The organism is Vibrio sp. qd031, assembly GCF_002100145.1.
In the GTDB taxonomy this organism is placed as follows: domain Bacteria; phylum Pseudomonadota; class Gammaproteobacteria; order Enterobacterales; family Vibrionaceae; genus Vibrio.
The window spans coordinates 1-512 of sequence record NZ_JXQD01000028.1; the positions used below are offsets into that span (position 1 = coordinate 1).

A 512-nucleotide genomic window follows, 5' to 3' on the forward strand; every position below is an offset into this window, starting at 1 on the left:
GGCAGTGTTCGCGTCGTCCACTGTTTGGTTTTGCTTTCTCGGTAGCGGAAGGTCACGGTATCATTTTCAACGCTCACGATGTCTCGGTCAGGGAGTACCCCTCGATACAGGTATCGTGACAAGTACTCCAGTGCAGGTTGGCCTTTGCCTACGCTACGGCAGTCAACCACCCATTTGATTGGCGTCTGTTTGGGCACCCATAACTCTGGATGCGCGGTGAGTGCATCTAATAGCCTTGCTCGCCACACCTTCGCCATTGCGAACGCATTAAAGAGGTACTGCTTATTTTCTTTGTACCACGACTGCTTTGATGCGTGATATCGACCACCAGCAACAACAATATGCAGATGAGGGTGCAGGTTGCGTTGTCGACTGTGAGTATGCAGTACGGCGGTGAAGCCAAGTGCGCCTCTGCTCTGTCTGTGAGCAAAGCTTTTTAGCACACCAGCGGCGACTTGGAACATCGCACTGTAGAGTGCTTTGGGGGCTTTGCGTGCCAGTGGCCTGAGTTG

1 protein-coding gene is annotated in these 512 nt (G+C 52.9%); it reads right to left on the bottom strand.

The window, feature by feature from the left end; all coding sequences use genetic code 11:
- Positions 1 to 512, bottom strand: a 512-nt coding sequence (locus ST37_RS15880; protein ID WP_172401018.1) for a transposase, incomplete at both ends; no start/stop codon positions are given.